This window comes from Methanofollis sp. W23, from assembly GCF_017875325.1.
GTDB lineage: Archaea > Halobacteriota > Methanomicrobia > Methanomicrobiales > Methanofollaceae > Methanofollis.
The window spans coordinates 777,371-799,152 of the sequence record NZ_JAGGMN010000001.1 but is presented as its reverse complement, the minus strand read 5'-3'; the positions used below and the strand labels follow the sequence as shown (position 1 = coordinate 799,152).

The 21,782-nt window shown below is 57.3% G+C and carries 18 protein-coding genes and 1 tRNA gene; 7 read left to right on the top strand and 12 right to left on the bottom strand.

What is annotated here, in order from left to right:
* Window positions 1-557: 557 nt before the first annotated feature.
* Window positions 558-1,187, bottom strand: coding sequence for a hypothetical protein (locus J2129_RS03345; protein WP_209629454.1), 630 nt, complete (start codon window positions 1,185-1,187; stop codon window positions 558-560).
* 270 nt (window positions 1,188-1,457) lie between these two features.
* On the opposite strand from J2129_RS03345, the gene J2129_RS03340 reads away from it, so the two are divergent.
* A complete protein-coding gene (locus tag J2129_RS03340) occupies window positions 1,458-3,020 on the top strand; it encodes a hypothetical protein (RefSeq protein WP_209629452.1) in 1,563 nt (520 codons plus the stop codon).
* Between the two features lie 1,246 nt (window positions 3,021-4,266).
* Here J2129_RS03340 and J2129_RS03335 read toward each other — a convergent pair.
* The 4 genes from J2129_RS03335 to J2129_RS03320 all read right to left on the bottom strand — a co-directional run bounded on the left by J2129_RS03335 (window position 4,267) and on the right by J2129_RS03320 (window position 8,339).
* Complete coding sequence (locus J2129_RS03335) at window positions 4,267-4,779, bottom strand: flavodoxin domain-containing protein (RefSeq protein WP_209629451.1); 513 nt, start codon at window positions 4,777-4,779, stop codon at window positions 4,267-4,269.
* Between the two features lie 40 nt (window positions 4,780-4,819).
* Window positions 4,820-6,259 (bottom strand): ATP-dependent DNA helicase RecQ, encoded by a 1,440-nt coding sequence (locus tag J2129_RS03330; RefSeq protein ID WP_209629449.1) that lies wholly within the window; start codon window positions 6,257-6,259, stop codon window positions 4,820-4,822.
* 835 nt (window positions 6,260-7,094) lie between these two features.
* Window positions 7,095-7,178 (bottom strand) — tRNA-Ser (locus tag J2129_RS03325).
* A 54-nt stretch (window positions 7,179-7,232) separates the two neighbouring features.
* Complete coding sequence (locus J2129_RS03320; protein ID WP_209629447.1) at window positions 7,233-8,339, bottom strand: hypothetical protein; 1,107 nt, start codon at window positions 8,337-8,339, stop codon at window positions 7,233-7,235.
* Between the two features lie 28 nt (window positions 8,340-8,367).
* Between J2129_RS03320 and J2129_RS03315 the strand changes: the two genes are divergently transcribed.
* On the top strand, window positions 8,368-9,363 hold the full coding sequence (locus tag J2129_RS03315; protein ID WP_209629446.1) for an archaeosine biosynthesis radical SAM protein RaSEA: 996 nt from the start codon (window positions 8,368-8,370) through the stop codon (window positions 9,361-9,363).
* Here the strand turns inward: J2129_RS03315 and J2129_RS03310 are convergent.
* From J2129_RS03310 to J2129_RS03300, 3 genes are all read right to left on the bottom strand, one after another.
* On the bottom strand, window positions 9,353-10,591 hold the full coding sequence (locus J2129_RS03310) for a TIGR00300 family protein (protein ID WP_209629444.1): 1,239 nt from the start codon (window positions 10,589-10,591) through the stop codon (window positions 9,353-9,355). The genes J2129_RS03315 and J2129_RS03310 overlap by 11 nt on opposite strands.
* A 1,066-nt stretch (window positions 10,592-11,657) precedes the next feature.
* Window positions 11,658-12,281: an NTP transferase domain-containing protein gene (locus J2129_RS03305; protein ID WP_209629442.1), complete on the bottom strand. Its 624-nt coding sequence runs from the start codon at window positions 12,279-12,281 to the stop codon at window positions 11,658-11,660.
* Window positions 12,269-13,267, bottom strand: coding sequence for a histidinol-phosphate transaminase (locus J2129_RS03300; RefSeq protein ID WP_209629440.1), 999 nt, complete (start codon window positions 13,265-13,267; stop codon window positions 12,269-12,271). Before J2129_RS03300 ends, J2129_RS03305 begins: the two co-directional genes overlap by 13 nt.
* A gap of 200 nt (window positions 13,268-13,467) precedes the next feature.
* Between J2129_RS03300 and J2129_RS03295 the strand changes: the two genes are divergently transcribed.
* From J2129_RS03295 to J2129_RS03275, 5 genes are all read left to right on the top strand, one after another.
* A complete protein-coding gene (locus tag J2129_RS03295; RefSeq protein WP_209631237.1) occupies window positions 13,468-13,644 on the top strand; it encodes a ribbon-helix-helix domain-containing protein in 177 nt (58 codons plus the stop codon).
* Window positions 13,645-13,654: 10 nt separating this feature from the next.
* Window positions 13,655-14,800, top strand: coding sequence for a cell division protein FtsZ (gene ftsZ, locus J2129_RS03290; protein ID WP_245320571.1), 1,146 nt, complete (start codon window positions 13,655-13,657; stop codon window positions 14,798-14,800).
* A 1,754-nt stretch (window positions 14,801-16,554) separates the two neighbouring features.
* Window positions 16,555-17,418, top strand: a complete 864-nt coding sequence (locus J2129_RS03285; RefSeq protein ID WP_209629437.1) for a phosphoserine phosphatase — start codon at window positions 16,555-16,557, stop codon at window positions 17,416-17,418.
* Between the two features lie 613 nt (window positions 17,419-18,031).
* Entirely contained in the window at window positions 18,032-18,172 is a 141-nt protein-coding gene (locus tag J2129_RS03280) for a hypothetical protein (protein ID WP_209629435.1), read from the top strand.
* A 234-nt stretch (window positions 18,173-18,406) separates the two neighbouring features.
* A complete protein-coding gene (locus J2129_RS03275; protein ID WP_209629433.1) occupies window positions 18,407-19,537 on the top strand; it encodes a DUF373 family protein in 1,131 nt (376 codons plus the stop codon).
* Here J2129_RS03275 and J2129_RS03270 read toward each other — a convergent pair.
* The 4 genes from J2129_RS03270 to J2129_RS03255 form a co-directional block, all read right to left on the bottom strand.
* The gene (locus tag J2129_RS03270; RefSeq protein ID WP_209629432.1) at window positions 19,527-19,985 is read right to left on the bottom strand and encodes a hypothetical protein; all 459 of its coding nucleotides are present in this window, start codon (window positions 19,983-19,985) and stop codon (window positions 19,527-19,529) included. The two genes, J2129_RS03275 and J2129_RS03270, sit on opposite strands and share 11 nt — an antisense overlap.
* A gap of 67 nt (window positions 19,986-20,052) precedes the next feature.
* The gene (albA, locus tag J2129_RS03265; protein ID WP_209629427.1) at window positions 20,053-20,328 is read right to left on the bottom strand and encodes a DNA-binding protein Alba; all 276 of its coding nucleotides are present in this window, start codon (window positions 20,326-20,328) and stop codon (window positions 20,053-20,055) included.
* A 23-nt stretch (window positions 20,329-20,351) separates the two neighbouring features.
* Window positions 20,352-21,368 (bottom strand): aspartate-semialdehyde dehydrogenase, encoded by a 1,017-nt coding sequence (gene asd, locus J2129_RS03260; protein ID WP_209629426.1) that lies wholly within the window; start codon window positions 21,366-21,368, stop codon window positions 20,352-20,354.
* A gap of 223 nt (window positions 21,369-21,591) precedes the next feature.
* A complete protein-coding gene (locus tag J2129_RS03255) occupies window positions 21,592-21,765 on the bottom strand; it encodes a 4Fe-4S binding protein (RefSeq protein WP_209629415.1) in 174 nt (57 codons plus the stop codon).
* Window positions 21,766-21,782 lie beyond the last annotated feature (17 nt).

The following is a 21,782-nucleotide window of genomic DNA, read 5'->3' as shown; positions in this document are numbered from 1 at the left end:
TCACGCATACGGGATGAAAATTTTTTGTCACGTGGTCTCTCTTTTTCAAGACTGAAGTGCAGGTGAAGATCGTGTTCCCTCGTCGCCCCTGCCTCTCCCCGTCGTGGGGGGGTCAGGGGGGTGCACCCCCCAGGGCGAGACGGCGGTGAAACCTCTACGATCAGGCGGCTGTTCTGATCATCATGCCTTCCCATAGCCTCCTGCTGGGGGCGAGTGCCGCCCTGACCCCAGGGATGACGATGGGGGCGGGAAGGCAAAGGCATGTTCATTCAGGAGATGTATCCGCAATCTGCGTATCGGTCCAGAGGGGGTGTGGGGGATTCAAACCATTGTGGAAACCCAGAGAGGCGACTTTCAGGATCATGTTCATGGTAAACCCTCTCAACTCCTCTTGGTGGCGGGGGGTGCACCCCGCGCTCCCCACGGGAAGAAAGTGTAGGAAAGGAGGTAAAAGTTCCGTTCACACCAAGAATAAGAGAGGGGTTCTACAAAACCTCTTATTTTGTTGTGTAGGATTTTTTTCTGTCCAGACCTGCGGGAAAAATGAGGGGGACCAGTTATCCCAGAGCTGCGATCCCCCTGCAGTCGACAGTGTTCACAAAGGTGTCCAGGTCTTCCTTCGACCCCGCATCCACCGAGACGTAGACCATGAATCGGTCGTCGATCCCGATCCATTGTGCATAGATCTGTGAATCTTTCTCATAGGATTCCCATGACGGATAACCCTGGACCTTGCCAGACTTGAGATAACCGTCAGTGGTCTCGTATGAGAATCTGCTCTCCCACAACTCCCATCCTCCGACAGCATAATAGGCAGAGTCGTAGATGACGAGTTCCGCGGTCGTCCCCTCGTCTGCTTCGTTCAGATAACTGATGGAGGCCATGCTCCACGTCCCGTCATCGATCTGGTTGGCGATGCCGAAGGGTTCTTCCGCAGCCCAGCCCGACGGTGCGGCAGGCAGATAGGAGATCAACTCTTCATACCCGACTGCCGTGACACTTCCCGCCTCCGGCCTCTTTTCCTCGCCAGCAGAGAGATCCGCACCCGGACCGGCGTCACCGCTGCCGGTTGCACCGCCGGGAACCGGCTCCTGATCTTTTTCCTTGTCTGTACCGGGAGATGTACATCCTGCAATGCAACAGGCGACGATAAGCATCAATACATAGATTATGGGCACTGCTCTCATCAGAGATCCCTCGCATGATGAACATCATGATATTATATAAATTTTTCAAATAATCTGATGCACATAGATGCGCATGGTGAGTGATATCGATTGGAGAAGCAGTAGAAAACCATAGAGTCGTATCCCGGGCCGTTTCGAGGATGATCGCTGAAATATAATAACGGTAGAAGGTATCGATCTCCAGTCTCTATTTTTTTGCACGCTTATCCTTTCGTCAGCTCACCCACAATGTAAAGTATCCTTAACACCAATACAGAGCAGATAACAACCATGAGTATACTACTCATCCTCTTCTGGCTCATCATGACGGCCCTCTGGGCTGTCCGCATAGAAGACAGGACACTGACCCTCAACCATCCAGGATTCATTGCTCTCGGTGCCGTGGTCTCAGGGGCCCTCCTCTATATCACGACGCCCGCACTGATCCCCCTTGAGATCATGGTGTACCTCGGGCTCTCTCTCGCGATGAGCGGGTTTGCGTCTTCATTCGTCCACCATAACGAGAAGATGGGGGTCGTCGCCGGGGTCGCTCTGATGGTGGCCCTTGTTGTGGTCCCGTTCGTCACCTCAGGGGCATACATCATCGGGGCCAAGAGCCTTGCCGAGATCCCGCAGGTCGAGACGACCGACGACACCACCGACCTCATCGACACCGACCACATCAGCCTGGCCTCGACCAGGACCGCCCTCTGGCGGGCCGACAAGGTCGTCGGAAACCTGGGATATAAAGTCGGGGTCTTCAAGCCCTACATCCAGTTCATCGACGGAGAACTGACCTGGCTGGTCCCGCTGGACTACAACTCCGTCGACAAGGCCCTCATCTATGCCGGCGAGGGGACCAACGGCTACATCGCTGTCTCGGCCGAGGAACCAAAGGCCGAGCCAAGGTTGGTCACCGGGGTCCCGATGTGCTACACCCCCCATGCCATCCTGGAAAATAACCTGGTCAGACATATCTGGGAGGACTACCCTACCTACATCATCCATGACCCGGTCTTCCAGCTCGACGAGCAGGGCGACCCGAAGTGGGTCGCTCTCCTCTCGCAGCCAGGGCTGTACGGGCTCATCGGCGAGACCCCGCAGGGCCTGGCCGTCACCGACCCAGTCACCGGCACAAACGAGTTTTACGAGATCGGGAAACAGCCGGCCTGGATCCAGCGGGTCTTCGACGAGTCCCTCACCGAGACCTACCTGGGCTGGTGGGGCACCTATTCGGACGGGTGGATCAACTCCTGGTGGGGACAGCGCGACCTGAAGTACCCGACCGGCAGCGTCTACATCGAGCACGGGGAGGCCGGGGCGATCCTCTCGGCAGGTGAACCTGACGTCTATCTTGTCCAGGGCACCGACGGGAACCAGTACTGGTTCAGCGCGATCACCACCCCTGGCAAGGACTCCTCAATGGTCGGGTATGTGCTCGGCGATGTCCAGAACGGGAAGTTCACCTTCTACAACGCCCCAGGCTACTACAACGACTACGGTGCGGCGGCTAATGTCCAGCAGCACCAGAAGGTCGCGATGGCCACCGGGCTTGAGGTCGTGCAACCGATCATGTATGTCATCGACGACCAAGAAGTCTGGATCATCCCGGTCGTCTCCCAGACCGGCGAGGTGATGGAGATCGGACTGGTCGAGGCGCACGGCGGCGAGACCTATGTCGGTCCCACTCTCGACGATGTCCTCACCCAGTGGCGGGGCATCGGGATCACCGGGGACGACGACGGCCCGCAGGAGAGCACGACGCTCCTCCAGGAGATCGAGGAGATCAGAAAACACCTCGACCGGCTTGAGGCGAAACTGAAGGCAGAGGCCACCCAGAAAACTACTGCCTGAGCGGCTCTTCTCTGAAATCTTTTCTTTTCTTTTTTGGCCCTGTAAAAACCCTTACCTTTTCTGGGTACGTGCGCGATTCAACTGCCCTCCCCTATCTTCTCGCCGGGTTGCCCCCCCCGGACGCCAGGGATGACGATAGGGGCGGGAAGGCAGAGGCCCGATCATTCAGAGGTATCCACAATCTGCGTATCGGTCAAGAAGGAGCGGGGGGATTCAAACCCGTATGAAAACCCAGAGAGATGATATTCAGGCTCTGTAGAAACCCTCTTGATGGTTCTTTTCGATGGGGAGCGTGCCGCCCCCCGAACCCCCCGCGCGAGGATAGGTCGTGAACGCCAATCCCCTCTTCATGGTCATTTTTTGTACCTTCCCGGCTCCATCGTGGTCCAGGGGGCCCGGGGGCAGCGCCACCGGCGCGAAGATGTAAGAAGACGATTGAGTCACCCTTGCACCGAGAGGAAGTGAGGGTTTCTACAAAACCGATATTCAGGATATTTTTATGGTAAATCTTCTGGACCGTTTTCTTTGGCGGGGGGTTGCACCCCCCGATCCCCCGCAACATGATTGGTCGAGGACGGCACCACACTCGTCATGGTCGTCGATTCAGCCTTCCTGTCCTCATCGTGGCCCCGGAACGAAGATGGGGGAAGGCGGGAGAATCATGCTCGTGTCAAAAATAGAGGAGTGGTTCCACAATGCCCTTTTTTCTTTTTTTTCGGCTCTGTAGAATTCGGCATGAACCCAGGGTTCACGCATACGAAATGAACATGATCGTGGGTCTCCGGGTCGTGCACTGGCCTGTGTACCTCCTTTCTGGCCAGACACCGAGAGGGACCACTGGATGGCCGCCCCCGACTCTCCTCGTCGTGCGGGGGATCCAGGAGGCCGCACCTCTGAGCGACGCACCCTCCTCTCATACACGTCAGGGGCGCATGCCCCCCTGACCCCAGAATGAAAAGAGGGCCGGGAAGGCAGAGGCTCGATCATTCAGGAGGCGTATCTGCAATCAGGGTATTAGCCCTGAAGATGTTTGACGAATTCAAACCACCATGGGACCTCGGAGAGATGACCTTCGGGATCATTTTCATAGTAATTCCCCTGGATACCTATCTTAGCGGGGGGTTTGGCCACCCCCCGAGCCCCCACGTCAGGATAACGGTGGGAAGGCACCACTCTCTTCATGGACATTGATCTCGCCTCCCCACCCCAACCCTCATCCAGGCGGCGGCCTTCTCCCTCTGCCCCCTCAGACTGCTGCCACGGCACACCGTTCGGCCAGCACCCTGGCCCATCCACGGACCGCCTCCCAGTCCCTGGCGTCCTCGGTCTTCGCCTCGTCATATTTCATGAAACGGCCGAGCACCGGGACGAAAGATGGGTTCATCCTCCCGGCAAACATGCCCAACTCGCCCCTGACCTGGACGCGGTCGGTGATGGGCGCCATCGCCTCCTGCACCTTCCGACGGTTCTCCTCGGTCAGATCCTTGCAACTCATCCCGACGGCGAAGGCCTCGACCTGCCTCTTTTGCAGGTCGTCGGCGAAACGGGCTACAAATGTCTTTGCCTCTTTCAGGATCTTTCCCATATAGATGGGAGACCCAATGACGACCATGTCAAAACCGGCAAGGCTCTCGACCGCATCGACGGGCCTTGCCTCGGTCTCGACGCCCTCTTCTTCAAGGGTACCGGCGATGAACTCAGCGATCTCGCGCGTGGTCTCGTGTTTTGTCGCATAGGCGATGAGAATACGTGGCGGCATGGTGGATGCACGGGTGAATATAGTATATGAGTTGAGCGGGTCAAGAACCCTTTTCCTGCAGAAATTCCCGGATGGCGGCGAGGAAGGCAGGACCGAATCTCCCCAGTTTGGTCGGCCCGACCCCATAGATCTGTCCCAAACTCTCAGGGTCGCGTGGGCGAGTGCGGGCCATCTCTTTTAGGCTCTTATCAGTGAAGATGTTCGAGGCCGGTATGCCAGCATGAACCGCCATCTCCTTGCGCAGCGCCTTCAACCTGAGGAACAGTTCCCGATCTTCAGGGGAGGGATTGAGGCAGTTGTCGCAGAGGCTGCAGTTCTCCACGACATATTCCTCACCAAAATATTCCAGGAGATATTTCCGTCTGCACCCGGTCGTCTCGCAGTACCCGACCATCTTGTCCAGTTTTGTGAGGGCGCCGCGCCGGTGCGCCGCGCCTGAGGCGTCGTGGTCGATTACGGAGCGGAGCATGTCGACTTCCTCGGGACTGTAGAAGAGGACGCACTCGCTGGCCTTCCCATCCCGCCCGGCGCGGCCGGTCTCCTGGTAATATGACTCAATGGTCTTTGGAAGGTCGTAATGGACGACATAACGGACATCAGGTTTGTCGATGCCCATACCGAAGGCGACGGTGGCACAGATGATCGGCACACGGTCGTGGACAAACTTTTCCTGGACCTTCTCCCTCACTTTTTTCGAGAGGCCGGCATGGTAGGCGAGCGCCTGATACCCATATTTCCGGAGTTCCCTGGAGAGGTCTTCTGTCTTCTTCTTGCTGAAACAGTAGACGATCCCTGGCTCGTTCCTGTGCTGACTGAGAATAGTGAGGAGGAGGGGCACCGACTTCGTTTTTGGGACCACGCAATACCTGAGGTTGGTGCGGTTGAAACTTCCAACGAACTCGCAAGGATTTGAAAGACCAAGTTGCCTGGAGATGTCCGCTCTCACCTCAGGGGTGGCAGTGGCGGTCAGGGCGATGAGGGGGACATGGGGGAAACGTCTCTTCAGTCTGGAGAGGTGCCGGTATTCTGGCCTGAAGTCGTGGCCCCATTCAGAGATGCAGTGCGCCTCGTCAACCGCGATGAGACGGACCTGGAGACGACTGAGCACCCGCAGGAAATCGGGCTGCATCGATTTTTCCGGGGAGAGAAAGAGTATCCTGAGGGCGTTGTCACTCAACTGTCTCCTGATCTCCGCCCTCTCCTGATAAGAGAGTGCACTTGTGTAGGCGGCTGCGGCGATCCCCCTCAGGTTCAGGTCGTCGACCTGGTCTTTCATGAGCGAGATGAGCGGGGAGATGACGAGGGTGAGGCCACCGAGGTATAGGGCAGGCAACTGGTAGCAGAGCGACTTTCCCCCGCCGGTCGCCATGATCGCCACGGTGTCCCGACCTTCGAGGACCGATCGTATGATCTCCTGCTGGTGAGGTAAAAACGAGGTATAGCCCCAGTATTTTTTCAGGAGTGCATCGACGGCGTGCATACGTGCTTCTTCATAGTGGGGAGAGGGGGGTGTTGAAGGTTGGGTTCCGGTCTCTAGGACTCCTGCTATACATCTGACCTATGAACCCTGTAGAATCGGGCATCAACCTGCAGTTCAAGCACAGGCGATGAAAATTCGTGTGAGCCCGGGAGAGTGTGAGGAGTGGTGCCCAATCTCTCTTCATCACACCTTCCCCTCTCTCTTCTCGCCGGGCGTTCCACCTTCAGGCCTCCAGAATGAAGATCAAGCAAGGAAAGTAGATCCGGTGCTTCTGGAGAGGATTATGCAGTCTTCGCCCTATCATGTGGTGGGGGAAAGGGGGCGGCAATGAGGCGGTGGTTCCCTGGAGTTTCCTGTTTTGAAGGCGGGGCATTGGCCCAGAAAAACCCGGAGACTCATGATAATTTTCGCCATGAGGTCATCCCAACACTCTCCCGCCCTCCTCCTCACCTGTGGGCACCGATGGGTGGCAATGAAGAGAGCCCTGTATTTTCATCGCGCACCCATGCATGCATCCATCGCCTTCCCCCCTCCCCTCACCGGGCGGCCCGCCCCCCACAATCCACGGCGGAGGAGAGCGTTTTGAATTTTAGAAAGGAAGCACTCTACTAGTTCGAGGGGGTGTTCACCACGAGAGAGTTCTTGGATAGGTTCCAGGTATGTATGCCTGAGCCTCTGGGTTCATGACGAATTCTACAAAGCCAATTCCCGGGATCGTGCCAAGGGGGGAGAAGGCAGAGAACATGATCCACGAAGACCTCCGGGCGACGAATTCCCTGCAATTCACATTCAAGGACAAAATTCTACACAACCGAAAGATCAAAAGAACAAACAGCGCCGGGAGGGAGATTTGAACTCCCGAGGTGCGGACACCAACGGCTTTCAAGGCCGTCGCCTTACCGGACTAGACTATCCCGGCTTGCCATATCATATTGGCGGGCCGCGCATAAAAAGGATATGCGCCTGAGGGCGCTCACACCCGCCTGATAAGGAGGGCGGCACCCAGCGCCGCAAAGACCGGCCAGAGCGGGAGTGGGCTCTGGGTCGTCGGTTCTGGGACAGCGTCGCCGAACTTCTCGGCGACGGTAAGGTCGGCCGCGACCGAGCGGACATTCTCGCCGGTGACCGTCACCGTGCTCTTGTCGGTGTAGAGCTGCGGGGAGACCTTCACATAGACGGTGCCGGCGTCGGCCTCGAAGGTGACCGACTCAGGGGCCGAGGCGCCCCGTTCGTTGACAAGGGTCTTTGTGCCATCTGTGTCGATGTACTCCATCACCCAGTCGATCCCTGAAGAAGTGGCGATGGTCACCTCCCCCCCTTTGGTCTCGACGGCAAAGTAGGCCGGGTTCTCGTGGGAGGCAGGGGCTGAGGCAGAGTAGATCGAGTCTGCGGGCTGGTCCTCAGAGGGGACCGGCGTAGGGACGTCGGTGACAATCCCGCCGGTCACCGTGAAGCCGGTCTTCCAGATGTAACTCGAGTTGTCCATGACCTCGACCACGTAGCGCCCGCCGGCGGTGATCGGAACCTTCTCAGAGAAGGCACCCTGCGTGGTAGTGGTGATCCAGGTGGGGCCATAGACCGTCGTCTTGCCTGAACCCGTGACCGTCAGGCGGACCCCGCCGTCGGTGTAGTCCTTGATCTCACCAGCGACATGGAGGGTGCCGTCGTACTCCTGGGCGGAGGGTGAGGTAATGGTGAGGTCGTCGACGCGGTTCACCACGGTGAAGATCTTGATCTTCTTTGAACTCCCGCCAAAGACGTCCTCGCCCTTCGTCGAGACCTCGACCGAGTGAGATCCGCTCCGCAGACCGTCGGTACTGAACTCAATTGTGAAGTTCCCGTCGTCCTGGACGATCACCTGCTTTGTGTCGGTCACCGACTTGGTCCCATAGGTGAGGTCATAGAGGATGACGTCAAAGGTATAGCCAGGCTTCAAAGACGTGGTCGTGCCGGTGACCTCGAGGGGTTGACCTGCATTGACTGTGTCAGGGGCATCTATCTTTACGAACGCTGCTGATGCCGGCCCTGCCAGAAAGAAAAGACAGAGCAGACAGATAAGGGGGAGAACAACCCTTTTCATAGGTAAAAGATCAACGAATGAGGTGTTAATGGTATCTATGGAGTCGATCAAACCCCTGGCGGCATGGAAGGGAAAGGACCGATATGAGGGCTCGGTTCTCGATTCGCTGACCGTCATCTTCAAGAGCGGCGGTTGCTCGTACCGTCGGTGTCTGATGTGCGGATACCGGTTCGAAGGCTACTTTGGGGCACCCGAGGAGGAGATCCTCGCGCAGATGCGCGGACAACTCGCCTGGGTCGAGGAGCACTTCAATCTTGCAGACGTGCAGATGATCAAGATCTTCACCTCAGGGAGTTTTCTCGACCCGGTCGAGGTGCCTCCTGCCTTCAGGGAAGACGTCTGCCGCGCCTTTGCCGGGAAAGTCGTCGTCGTCGAGACCAGGCCAGAGTATGTCGACGAGGAAGGCACCGAAGCGATGGTCGCCGCCCTCGACACCGGGGCCTATGAGACTCCCCTGCATATCGCTGTCGGACTGGAGACGACCAACGACGCGATCAGGGAGAAGTCGATCAGGAAAGGGTTCACCTTCGCCGATTACGTCGCCGCCTCAAAGCGCGCCGAGGCGGCAGGTGCCGGGGTGAAGGCCTACCTCCTCCTCAAACCGATGTATCTCACGGAGCGGGAGGCAGTCGAGGACATGAAGCGTTCGATCCAGGAGGTGACCCCATACTGCGGGATGATCTCGATGAACGCCTGCACGGTCCAGCGCGGCACCGAACTGGAGAGGGCCTGGAAGGAGCGTACCTACCGCCCGCCGTACCTCTGGTCCATCCTCGAGGTGCTCGCGGGGATCTCCGGCGATGTCCCGGTCTTCTGCGATCCTGTCGGCGGGGGGGCGACACGCGGGCCGCACAACTGCGGGAAATGTGACCGTGAACTTGTCCAGGGGATCAACGACTTCGCCCTCACCGGCGACGTGGAACTGGCCCGCGCCCTCCTCGACGAGGTGGAGTGCGAGTGCAAAAAAGAGTGGGAGTATGTTATGGCGCACGAGCGCCCATGGTGCATGCCCCTTACTCGCTGACTTTTTCTGAAATTTCGTCCAGTTTTCTGGCAAGCATCGGGAAGAAAGTACCTGCATCTGAGACGACACCGATCGCCTGCGAGGTGCCGCGGTCCATCAGTTTTGTCACCGAGGCCGGGTTGATGTCCACGCAGATCGTCTTCACCTGCGAGGGGAGACAGTTGCCGACCGCCACCGAGTGGAGGAGGGTGGCGACCATGAGCACCATATCTGCCCCGCGGAGGTGCTCGCGCATCCGGTCCTGGGCCTCCATCACGTCGGTGATGACGTCAGGGAGGGGACCGTCGTCCCTGATCGATCCTGCGAGGACGAAGGGGACGTCGTGCCTGACACACTCGTACATCACACCGCCGGTGACGACACCCTGCTCGACGGCGTCCTTGATCGACCCGGCGCGCATGATCTCTGAGATGGCGTAGATGTGGTGTTTGTGCCCGCCGGTGACGAGTTTCGCCGTCTTGATGTCCATCCCAAGGGAGGTCCCAAAGAGGTTGGACTCAATGTCGTGGGTGGCCAGGGCGTTGCCGGCGAAGAGGGCGTCGATGTAGCCATTGCGGATGATCCCGGAGAGTGCGGGGCCGCCGCCAGAGTGGATGATCGCAGGGCCGCCGACCAGGACGATCTTGCCGTTTGCGGCCTTGATAGTTGAGATCTCGCGGGCGATCTTCTCGATGAGCGTCTCAGAGGGACGCTCAGAGGAGACTGTGCCGTGCATGAACTCAAAGGTGCTCCCTTCACGCGGCCGGTGGGGGAACTCGACCTTGACCCCCTCCTCGCCGACGACGACGCAGTCACCCTTCTTGAGTTTGGAGAGAGGGGCGCTGAAGGCCCGCTTCTCTTCGGGGTCGACGACCAGGAGACAGTCCATCTCCAGGTCTTCGACCGGTATCCACTCGCCCTTCAACTTGATCCAGGTCGGGTGGTTGGTCGTCGAGTAGAACCCCTTGGGGACGATCCGGTCGCCCTCTGCCGGGATGAGCACGGCGTCGGTGGAGACCGGGAGGTGGGCCCCGAGTCTGAAGAGTTCGCTGAGGATCGCGTCAAGCTGGTGCTCTTCACTGGCACTCACCCGGAGGCGTGCATAACTGGTGTCGGTCTTTTTCTTCCCGATATCGAAGACGAGGGTCTCGAAATCCCCGCCCATATCCATGACCCGGTCCATGACCATCGTCATGACGCCTGAATCGATGATATGTCCTTCCAGTTCTATCTCCCGGGACGCTTGCATAAAGAGAATTCAACGGTTCTGGTTAATATGGTTTCTGAGGGATAAATCCTGGATTCGCACTCAAAACTCGTGGATGCTCTTATCGGTAGCCGATGCCGCACAGATGGTCGAGAGAGAAAGACGATCTGGTGCCAGGAATGGTGAGGACTCGCTATGGAGTGTCGGAGTGTCCTGACCCTCTTCGCTCTTCCTGCTGTGAGAGGGCGTGATGGGTGATGCTGGCGTGGTTCTGCATGCATGGACTCACGGTGTCTTCAAGAAGTTGTTGCCGCCCGGTCTCTCTCTTGGGGGTTCCCCCGGCAGGAGAGAGCAAGGAGCCTTGTTTCATTCTCTCTATGGACGGCACGTCTGATCGGTACGCCTTTCTCTGTCACTCACTCCAGGGACGCTGCTCCCAGACGTCGGGATGAGGATTGAAGTGGGGGGGCAGAAGAATGGCCTGGAGGGGTCTCGATCCTGATGATCGATCAGGCCAAGGATACTGTTGGGATATGCTCCAATTAAACCTCCAGACCCTCTCAGGGTAACGGTTGGAACGAGGCAATCTCATGCTGATCTTCATCGTCGGAGGGTCGGAGTGTGGGGGCGAATGCCCCGTGGAGAAGATAATATTCTCAACATGAGCGCGACAGAACCGCCTTTCTCTCCCCTTGACCGCGCCGGGGGCGCTGCCCCCGGACCCCGGGACGAAGATTGGGCCGGGAAGGCACTATCAATGATCATGAAGAGGGTATTGCCATCCGCCGCCTATCTTCCGCGCGGGGGTAGGGGGGGCGGCACACACCCCGCAGAGAGAACCATCCAGATCATTTCTACAAACCCTAAAATTGAAAATATTCTCAATCTTCCTATGGGTCGCACCGCAAAGCAGAATCAGGCCCATGACGAGAGAGGGGAAGGCATGTCGATCAGAACGGACACCCCTCACTGCAGACTTTTCACTCCGATCTCATAGCCAAGGGAGGGTGAGGAAACAGGATCCCCGCCGATTCTCCAGTCTTAAAAATCTGTCCGGCACAGAACTCTCTCTTCAGAGCATTAAGGCACGGTCCTGGAAAAATAGGGATCAGAGATTTGAGCGGTGGCTTGTCTCACGGGATTCTGGACAGAGGCGATGGACCGCAGCGGTGAGATCGGCGTGCGTGTTGACGTTGAGGCCGAGGCCCGGGTCGTCGATGAGGAGGCGGTACTCTTCCTGCGCCTCGGCGATCCGCGCACCGAGGAGGACGTTCACCCCTGCCGGGCATGCGCCGACCCCTCCGACCTCTTCCTGGTACGATGTCCGGCGCGCCGACCCGGTGCAGCATGCCGCCGGGACCCAGGTGGAGAGGGCCGGGGTGCAGGCCCCGAGATAGGCTTCCTGGACCCTGGTCACATGCTCTGCGGTGATGCAGGGGATGTCTGAGACCGAGGTGATGACCGGTCCCTCCTCGCCAAGTTCGGTGACGGCCTCGACGATGTCTGCGACATAACCATGGGCGCCCGCCGAATAGAGGGGGATGCCATGGGCCCGGCACCAGTTCCTGGTGTACGGGGTCTTTGGGGAAGCGACGACCACGCTCTCGCACCCGGCCAGGGTGAAAGCGTCGACGACATACTCGATCATCGGGCGCCCGCAGATGGTCACCAGCGGTTTCTCTCCCATGTTGAGCCTGGACCCCTGTCCTCCCGCCAGGATCAGGGCAAGCATGCGGCGAGGGCCTCCACAAGTCTCCTGTTCTCGTCCGGCCGCCTGACCGCCACCCTGATCGCGCGGGGAAGCCCGAAGGAAGTGCAGTCACGCACCAAGACCCCGTGGTTCAGGAGAGCGGCGGTCAGGTCTGAAGCCAGGCATGGGAGCGGGACCAGGAGGAAGTTGGCAGTCGAGGAGAGAGGGACAAGCCCGAGCCCCTGGAGGGCGCGGGTGAGCCATGCCCGTTCCACGCGGATCATCTGCCTGGACTCGGCAAGGTCGTCGAAGTGCCGGAGGGCGCGAAGGGCAAAGGCCTCTGCCCAAACATTGACGGTCCAGGGGAGGCGGCGTGCCTCGAGTTCAGCGACGAGGTCGGGATCGCCAAGACCAAAGCCGAACCGCAGGCCAGGAATCGCAAAGGACTTGGTAAGCGACCTGGAGACAAAGAGGGCCGGGTGGCATATGTCAGAGACGCTCTCGGCCGGGTCGGCAAGTTCGATGAAGGCCTCGTCGACAAAGAGCCGTTGGCCAGAGGGGAGGTCGTCGAGGAGGGCGAGCACCTCGTCGCGGCTGGCGAGCGCACCGTCAGGGTTGTTGGGGTTGCAGAGAAATCGGACCGCAGCTCTGGCAGGATCGGCGGTGACCGTTGCCCCGGCAAGGCGTGTCCCCATCTCGTACTCCCCGAAGGTCGGGGGGAGGATGGCGGCGCGCCTGCCAGGACCAAGAGTGGCGGCACAGAAGGTGTAGATCACCTCGACTGAGCCGTTGCCCACGGTGACCTCCTCTGGCGTTCTCCCGAAATGGAGGGCGATCGCTTCTTTCAACTCCTCATACTGATCGTCAGGATAGGAAGTGATCGCATCTTCGTCAGGCGGGGTGAGAGGGACGGCCGGGGGGAAAGGGTTGATACTCGCACTGAAATCAAGGAGATCCATCCCTGAATGCTTTTTGTGCCACCGCACCGTCCCGCCGTGTTTTGTCTTTTTGGGTATCTGTGAGGTCATATCCACATGTATTCTCGCAAATTTGGCATTTCATGCAATATAAGAATACTCCTCAGCAAAAAAAGCAATTCAAAACCTTTTTATGCCATGCTTGTGTTAACTCAATCAACTGGTGCAGCGATCAGACAGATAGCATCTCAACGTCTGACAAAGGGCAGACAATTGTCTGCCACATGTCAGATACCCCCCCGAGGAGGAAGATGGAGCGGATCACGATCAGACTTCCAAAACAGCAGGTCGAAATGCTTCAGCGACTTGTCGATAATGGTGAGTTCCCTACGGTGTCAGAGGCGGTACGACACGCCGTACGGGATCTTGTCGAGAAGCGTGGTGACCGGGCGGTGCGGGAGAGCGACCAGGTGTCAGTGAAGGTTTAGGAGGATTTTGATGCAGACGATCATCAACGAGGCACTGAAAAATGCAGAGATGGAACAGAAGATCTATAATGAAGGAATAATCGGTGACGAGGACGATTTCCTCGGTCAGCCGCGGATCGTCATCGTCGGTTGTGGCGGCGCGGGCAACAACACGATCAACCGGCTTTATCACCTGGAGGTCGAGGGGGCGGAGACGATTGCCGTCAACACCGACAAGCAGCACCTGGACATGATCCAGGCAGACAAGCGAGTCCTTATCGGCAAGTCCCTTACCAAGGGACTTGGTGCAGGCGGGTTCCCTGACGTCGGGAAGCGGGCGGCAGAGATGGCGCGCCCGACCCTTGAAAAACTTCTTGCAACCGCAGACCTCTGCTTTATTACCGCAGGGATGGGCGGCGGCACCGGCACCGGGGTGGCCCCGGTCGTCGCGCAGATCGCAAAAGAGCAGGGTGCGATCGTCGTCGGGATGGTCAGTTACCCCTTCCAGGTCGAGAAGGCCAGACTGCTGCGTGCCGAGGAAGGGCTCCAGCAGCTCTCCAACAGCGCCGACTCGGTCATTGTCCTGGACAACAACCGGCTCATCAACTATGTTCCCAACCTGCCCCTGGGCCAGGCCTTCTCGGTGATGGACCAGCTCATCGCCGAGACCGTGAAGGGGATCTCAGAGACGATCACCCAGCCCTCTCTCATCAATATCGACTACGCCGACGTGCGGGCGATCATGAGCAAGGGCGGCGTCGCCTGCATGCTCGTCGGCGAGAGCAAGCAGCAGAACAAGGCTGAGAGCGTGGTCCACGAATGTCTCTCCCACCCGCTCCTCGACATCGATTACCGGGGCGCCACAGGGAGTCTCATCCACATCACCGGCGGCAGTGACCTCACGCTCCAGGACGCAGAAGAGATCGCAAGCTCTCTCACCTATGAACTCGACCCCCACGCCGACGTCATCTGGGGCGCACGAGTCAACAACGACTTTGAAGGGAAGGTCAGGGTCATGGCCATTATGACCGGAGTCAAGAGCGCCCAGATCCTTGGCGGCACCCATGCCGCAGTTCAGGCATCCCATACCCCGGCCCCGCGCGCAAGGCACGAGGCGGCTCCACACCGCAACTATGTCCAGGACAAGACGAGCGGGCATCTGATCGACTTCCTCTGATCGGCGTTTCCTGGATATCATCTCTTTTTTGCTCCGGTCGATTCACACGAGTAGGAAGCGTCCCTCAAGCAGGACTGGTTCCTGCAAACCGATCTGGATGAAGGGTGGAGGCGACTGCTCGAACAGCGAGCCTGTAAAACCCTCATCAATTCTCAGGCACACAGGTGTACCAATGGCTTTGTAGAATCAGGCATGAATCCTTGGCTCACGCATACGCGATTGAACATGATCATGGTTCTCCAGGGGGTGTGGACCGATGCTTCCTCTCCGAGCAGAACACTTGGTGAGACAACCACCTCATTGCCGCCCCCCTATCCTCGCCAGGGGGTCCGGGAGGTGCAACCCCCCGGCGCGAGACATCAGTGAAGGTTCTGCGCTGGGGACGGCCGATCAGATCGACGTGCCTTCCCGCACCACCGCACCGGGATAACGATGGGGGCGGGAAGGCAGAGACCTGATTATTCAGGAGATGTATCTGCAATCTTCGTATCGGCCCAGAAGGCGTATGGTGGATTCAAACCATTATGCAAACCCAGAGAGATGATATTAAGGATCATTTTCATGATAAACTCTTGATGACTATCTCTGCGTGGGGTTGACCGCCCCTCGGTCCCCCGCGTCAGGATAGGGTTGGGGACAGAACTCCCCTCTTCATGTTCATTGAGTTCACCTTCCCGGCCCTATCTTCATCCTGGTGTGAAGATGAGGGAAGGCATGATGATGAGGTATGCCGCCCTTAATCGCAGGATCTTTCCTGCCGTCTCACGCGAGGGACGTTGCCTTCCCCCCCATAGAGAGAGGAGTGGCGGGGGCGGCAATTGAACTGTGTCCAGGTCCATGGTCCTGCCGTAAGGAAACCCCCTAGAGTTGTCCTCAAAACAATTTTCATCGCGTGATGAAGATAGGCAGGGGTGGGACTAAAGCAGTGTTTTCCTGTGGGGTCCTGCGATGAGGGAGGAGCAGGAACCCACCCACTCCAGAGAACTCCGATTATTTTCATTGCGTATGCGTGAACCTTGGGTTCATGACAAATTTTACAAATCCAGAAAATCGGCTCTGTAAAAATCCTCTGGATAACTCTCTCTGGCGGGAGGGGCGTGGACGGCACTCCCTCTTCAGGGATTTTGAATGCGCCCCCCCCGGCCCAACCTTCATCCCGGGGGTCCGGGAGGAGCGTCCCCGGCGCGATTCATGAGGGAAGACAGGAAAGTGAGGGGTTTTACAGGCAGGACCCATCCCTCTACTTTTCCGACTCCAATCAAATTCCAGAGTCCGAGCATTACTGTGATCTTCGATGTATCCCTTGTGATAGCCTGAACAGACTGAGGCACCGACGACAGAACGGTTTCTGGAACGGTGTCCTCCACCTCTGCCCTTCCATGAAGAGTGCGAGAGAGGGTTTTTTCAGACCTTTTTCTCTGACGTCACCATCATATGACCTCTCTTTCTCCTGTCCCATGCGAAACGCTTAATACAAACAATGACGCTAACTATTAGAAATCCTGGTATATCCCACCGCGGATCGCCACGGTGCAATTGGTGCACCGATCAGTCGGATGCACCAGAGGGTATCGGAGTTGAACATCAATGTACAGCGTTGTGAGCACAGGAAACAGGGGCCTTCTCTGTTCCGAATGGCATCTTTTGTTGTATCATTTCTTTTGTTTCACTTCACGTTCCTACGGGCGCCCCCGTGCATCAATAGACCCGGTGGCTCTATACAATTGGTATCGAGAATTGAGGATTGGTAAAGCATGTTGGACGAACTGATCGAAAAAAGAAAGAAAGCTCTTTCCGAGTCTGAACAGCACAAAAACCGGCGGAACGAACTGAACGCCCTCGCCAGTTCCCATGCTAAGGAACGGAATAAACTCAACGGCCAGACCCGCGAGTTCGTCGAAGAAGCCCAGAAGAACAAAGAACTCCGTGACCAGCATAACACCGAGGTCAAGGATCTGAAGGGCCAGAGGAACAAGCTCAACGCCGAGGCAAACGAATACTTCGGCGAGATTGATTCATTCAAGAAGGAGCACTCCTCATTCAAGCGCAACTCAAGCGTCAAGGAACTTCAGCGGCAGATCGAATCGCTGGAATTCAGGCAGCAGACCGAGGTCTTCTCCACCGACAAGGAACGGGAACTGATCGACAAGATCAAGCAGATGAAGGCCGCCATCAAGGAGCAGGAAGACGAACTTGAGCAGAACAAGGACCTCAAGACCAAACTCCAGGCCGCCCGCGACCTGCGCAAACAGGCTTCTGAGATCCACGCCAAGGTGACCGAGGTCGCCGAGCTCGCCCAGAACCACCACGACCAGATGGTCGACTTCTACCGGAAGGCCGACCAGTCTCGCGAGCACGCCGACGCCGAGCACAAGGCCTTTGTCGAGGCACAGGAAGCAGCCGACGAGGAACACCAGGCCTTCATCTCCTGTCAGAAGGAACTGCGTGACTATGACAAAGTCATCTCTGGCCTGCACAACAAGAAGAAGAAGTCCAAGGTCACCAAGGAACGCCGCCAGGTGCGCCAGGAGGCCGAGCGGATCTTCGAGCTCTTCAAGGGCGGCGAGAAGCTCACCACCGAGGACATCCTCCTCCTGCAGCGTTCCAAACTTATCTAATATCCCTTTTTTTTACCGTATCGCATCCACACATAAGGCGAACGCATGCTTCAGGCATCGCATTGCCCATATCCCGGAGCTCCCCTCGGTCTGGACCCTCCCGAATCAAGCTGCAGGTCTCCACCCGGAAGATAGGGGAGGCGAATAGATCCAGAGGCCATGACGAAGGCGTGCGAGTATCTTCGCCATCATCGCTCTCCTCAAATTCTCACAGAAGAGAGAGGAACGACTGTAGAAATCCCCTGGATGCCCCCTACGGCAAGGGGACTGCGACCGCCGCACCCCCGCGCGAGCGATGAGTGGTGCGCGGCACATCCCTCTTCAGATTCATCGATTGTGCCTTCCCGATCCAACTTCATCCTGGCACGATCGATGCGGAAAGGCGATCGAGGCCCCTTCGTGCCGGAAACGAGTGAGAATTGACCATGAAAATGATCCTGAAGATCATCTTTCTGGAATGATATGAAGAGGATAGAAACGCCTTATGAATGATTTGCCCACGTCAAAGAGGGGGGGGACAGCGACGAGGCAATGAAACAGCACTCTTGCACCATCTTCGCCTCTCCAGATCGATCTTCGCCCCTGTGGCCAGTGACCGCGAGCGAGAGCGACCTTGAAAAAGAAGGACTCTGTAGAGATCCTCAAGATGGCATTCTTTGCGGAGGCCTGGCCGCTCCCCCAAACCTCCACATCAAAGGAGGAGGGGGAGCGCAACCCCCTCTTCATAGTCGTTGAGTATGCCTTCCCTCCCTGATTTCTCCCCGGCGCGACCGATACCGCATTCCCTCCCCAGGATGGCGTCAATCGCCTGTAATCCGTCCCACCAGAAGTCAGGTGCAGAAGGGAGAACAGGGATCCACACCGCCATTGGGGGGAATAATTCTCAATTACGCATGCCCAAACCCATAGATCATGCCCAATTCTACAGAACCCTTATTTTCTGTCCTTTCGCAACCATTTATTACTTTGAAGACAACGTATCTTCTCAATGGCTGACGGCACGACACTCATTCTCTGCGTCGATCGAGACGACGACCTTGGGTTCAAGGCCAATGTCAAGAGCCCGGTGGTCGGGAGGGAGGCATGCCTGGACGCTGCAGAGGCGCTGGGGCTTGCAGACCCTGAAGACTCCGACGTCAACGCCATTTTCCAGGCGGTCAAGACCTATGATACCCTCACCGAGAAAGGCGAGCAGGTCGAGGTTGCCCTCCTTACCGGCGACCACATGCAGATGCTCGAGGGCGACCGCAAGATCGCCGCCGAACTCAGGGAGGTCGTCGACTCGACAGGCGCCGAGTCCTGTATCCTCATCTCCGACGGGGCGGAAGACGAATACATTCTCCCTATCGTCCAGTCAAGGATGATGGTGAGCGGCGTGCAGCGGGTGATCGTTTCCCAGATGCCGAACCTCGAGGGGACCTATTATATCATCAAAAAACTCCTCGACGACCCCAAGGTCTCAAGGATGGTCCTCATCCCCCTTGGACTTGCGATGCTCATCTATGCGACGGCATACCTGATCGGCCGCCCTGAAGGAGCAACCTTCATCGTCGTCGGCGCGCTCGGGCTGTACCTGCTCTTCAAAGGACTTGGGATGGATGAGTTCTTCAGTTACAGCCTCTCTTCGCTCCAGACGGCATTGCACCGGGGACGCATCACATTCGTCTTTTATATCGCCGCGATCCTGTTCGTGATCGTCGGGATCATCATCGGCCTCAACAGTTACCTTGCCTACTATATCGAGGAAGGCTTCCTCCTCCATTTCCTGACATTTGCCTTCGGGGCAATCGGGTGGTTCACCGCCGCCGGTCTCACCGCCTCGCTGGGCAAGATCATCGATGTATACCTCCACGAGATCGTCGACCTTGGCAAAGTGATCGTCCTGCCCTTCTTCATCGGGGCAATCGGGATTATCGTCTACGGCATCAGCATCTACATGCTCTCGATCTCAAGGATCGAGGAGTTCCCATTCGGGGAGATCGTGGGGATCGAGTACGCAGTCTACTCGATGATTGCCGGACTCTTTATCGCCTTCGTCGGCGTGTATGTCCAGTCGCTGGTCAACCGCTGGATCGAAAAAAAAGGGAACGGGTCAGGGGAACCCACATTCACGTCCTGAAATATCCGATGCTCCCAGGGAACCGGGTGGTGTTGTAATATACCCGCTGTTCCTGGGGAGTCTTCACGGTGAGTTCAGGGACAGAGACCGTGAAGTTATGTTCAAAGAACCTGAATGTCCCGTCCTTGTAATCTTTTGCTGCCCCTTGCACAAGGAGGACGGCATGATCAGTCCCGATCTCGTCGATGGTGGCATTCTCGAAATTTGCGACATCAAGCACCTTGGCGCGCAGGTCGCTTGTACCAAGGAGATGAATGAGAAACTTGGGTCCGTTGTCGACATCATAGGTGAGATTGACCTGTGCATCTTCGTTGACCAGGTTAATCTCTATATTCTGGACGGTCATATACCCGCACCGATATTCAGATCCGTTCTCGGTAGCGGCGGCAGGAACCACAAGTGCTGCAAGGACGAGAATGATCAGGAGGTCACACACCACTCGTTTCATTCTCATAAATCTCTCACCAGAGATCATATATCCTTTATGGTCGAGGAAAAAAAGAGGTACGTCCCTGTTAGGGGTTTTGGGACAGAATAATCTCGATACTTGAGACGTTCGTCTTTCCTGTGTCAGTATCGATCATCTCTGTCGAGGTCTGGATCTCCTTTTTGGCGACCCCGTCAAGAAAACGGTTGATCGCGATCTCGGCCGTATCGACAGCCCGTGAGATTGCCTTGCCTCTTGCCTTTATGGCCACTTCATCTGCGCCATTGTTAAACTGGGTGACAACTGCAAGCACGTAGTTCATCACCGGTTTGTTTCCGACGAATACTGTGTTATCTTTCAACATAGTCCACCTCTGCCGATGTTCAATCAGAGATACTTCTCCTTACAAATTAACTCTGCATTCAGGACCGACGCCCCGGCCGCACCGCGGATGGTGTTGTGGCCGAGTGCCGTGAACCGCGGTCCCTCCCGCAGACGTCCGACCGAGACCGTCATCCCGTTGCCGCGGTTCCGGTCGAGCCGCGGCTGCGGGCGGTCAGGTTGCTTCAGGTACTCTACAGACTTTGCCGGTTGAGACGGCAGGCCTGAGAACGGTGCCACGTACTCCTCAAATGCCTGTCTGATCTCCTCAAGGGACCGGTCCAGATCAAGCCACACCGACATGGTATGGCCATCAATCACCGGGACCCGGTTACAACAGGCACTTATCGAGAAGGAAGCCGGTTCGACCGTAGCACCATCAAACGTCCCCATGATCTTTCTTGGTTCGGTCTCCATCTTATCCTCTTCATTCTTGATGAAGGGGACCACATTGTCGAAGATCTCCATGCCGGCGACACCACTGAACCCTGCGCCCGAGATCGCCTGCATCGTCGCCACCTGGACCCCGGTGAACCCGAGCGGCTGCAGGGGGGCAAGGGCAAGCGTGAGCACGATCGTCGAGCAGTTCGGGTTGGTGACGATGAACCCGTCCCGCCCTTCGTCATGCTGCACGTCGATGAGACCGAGGTGATCGGCATTGACCTCAGGAATGACGAGCGGGACATTGGGGTCCATACGGTGTGAACTGGCATTTGAACAGACGCCGACACCGGCAGCTGCCACTTCGGCCTCGACCGTCCCTGCGATCTCTGCAGGCAGTGCCGAGAAGACGAGGTCGCACCCCTTGACCGCCTCGACGGTGGTCGGGCTGACAACAGTCTCTCCCGCCTCCTCTGGGAACGGCACATCCAGACGCCAGTTGACTGCTTCGCGATACTTCTTGCCAGCACTGCGCTCCGAGGCCGTCAGCACCCTGAGATCAAACCACGGGTGATCGGCCAGGAGTTGCACAAACCTCTGACCAACGGCACCGGTAGCGCCGAGAACTCCTACCGTAATCATGGATGACTTTACCTATATGTAAAGGTTTATTAAAATGTTACTTTTGCAACGCATTCTTAATTTTTTCTCTATCAGCGATGTTATCTACGCCCATAGGCCATAGATTCTGACAAATGCAGTGAAATGAGGAAACGTGCCCTTCGATACCATACCCTCGGGGAGAGGAGGGTCGTGAGTGCACAAAAGATCAGGAGATGAGATCGAAAGAAGAAGAGATGGGATTTTATTCCATCTGGATGGCTTCTGCCGGACAGACGTCGACACAGGTCCCACAGTCGGTACAGAGGTTCTTGTCGATCACTGCAATACCGTCCTCCATGGCGATGGCGTCTACCGGGCACTCATCAACGCACGTTTCGCATCCAACACAAAGATCAGAGTCAACAATTGCAACCATACTCTATTACTCCAACA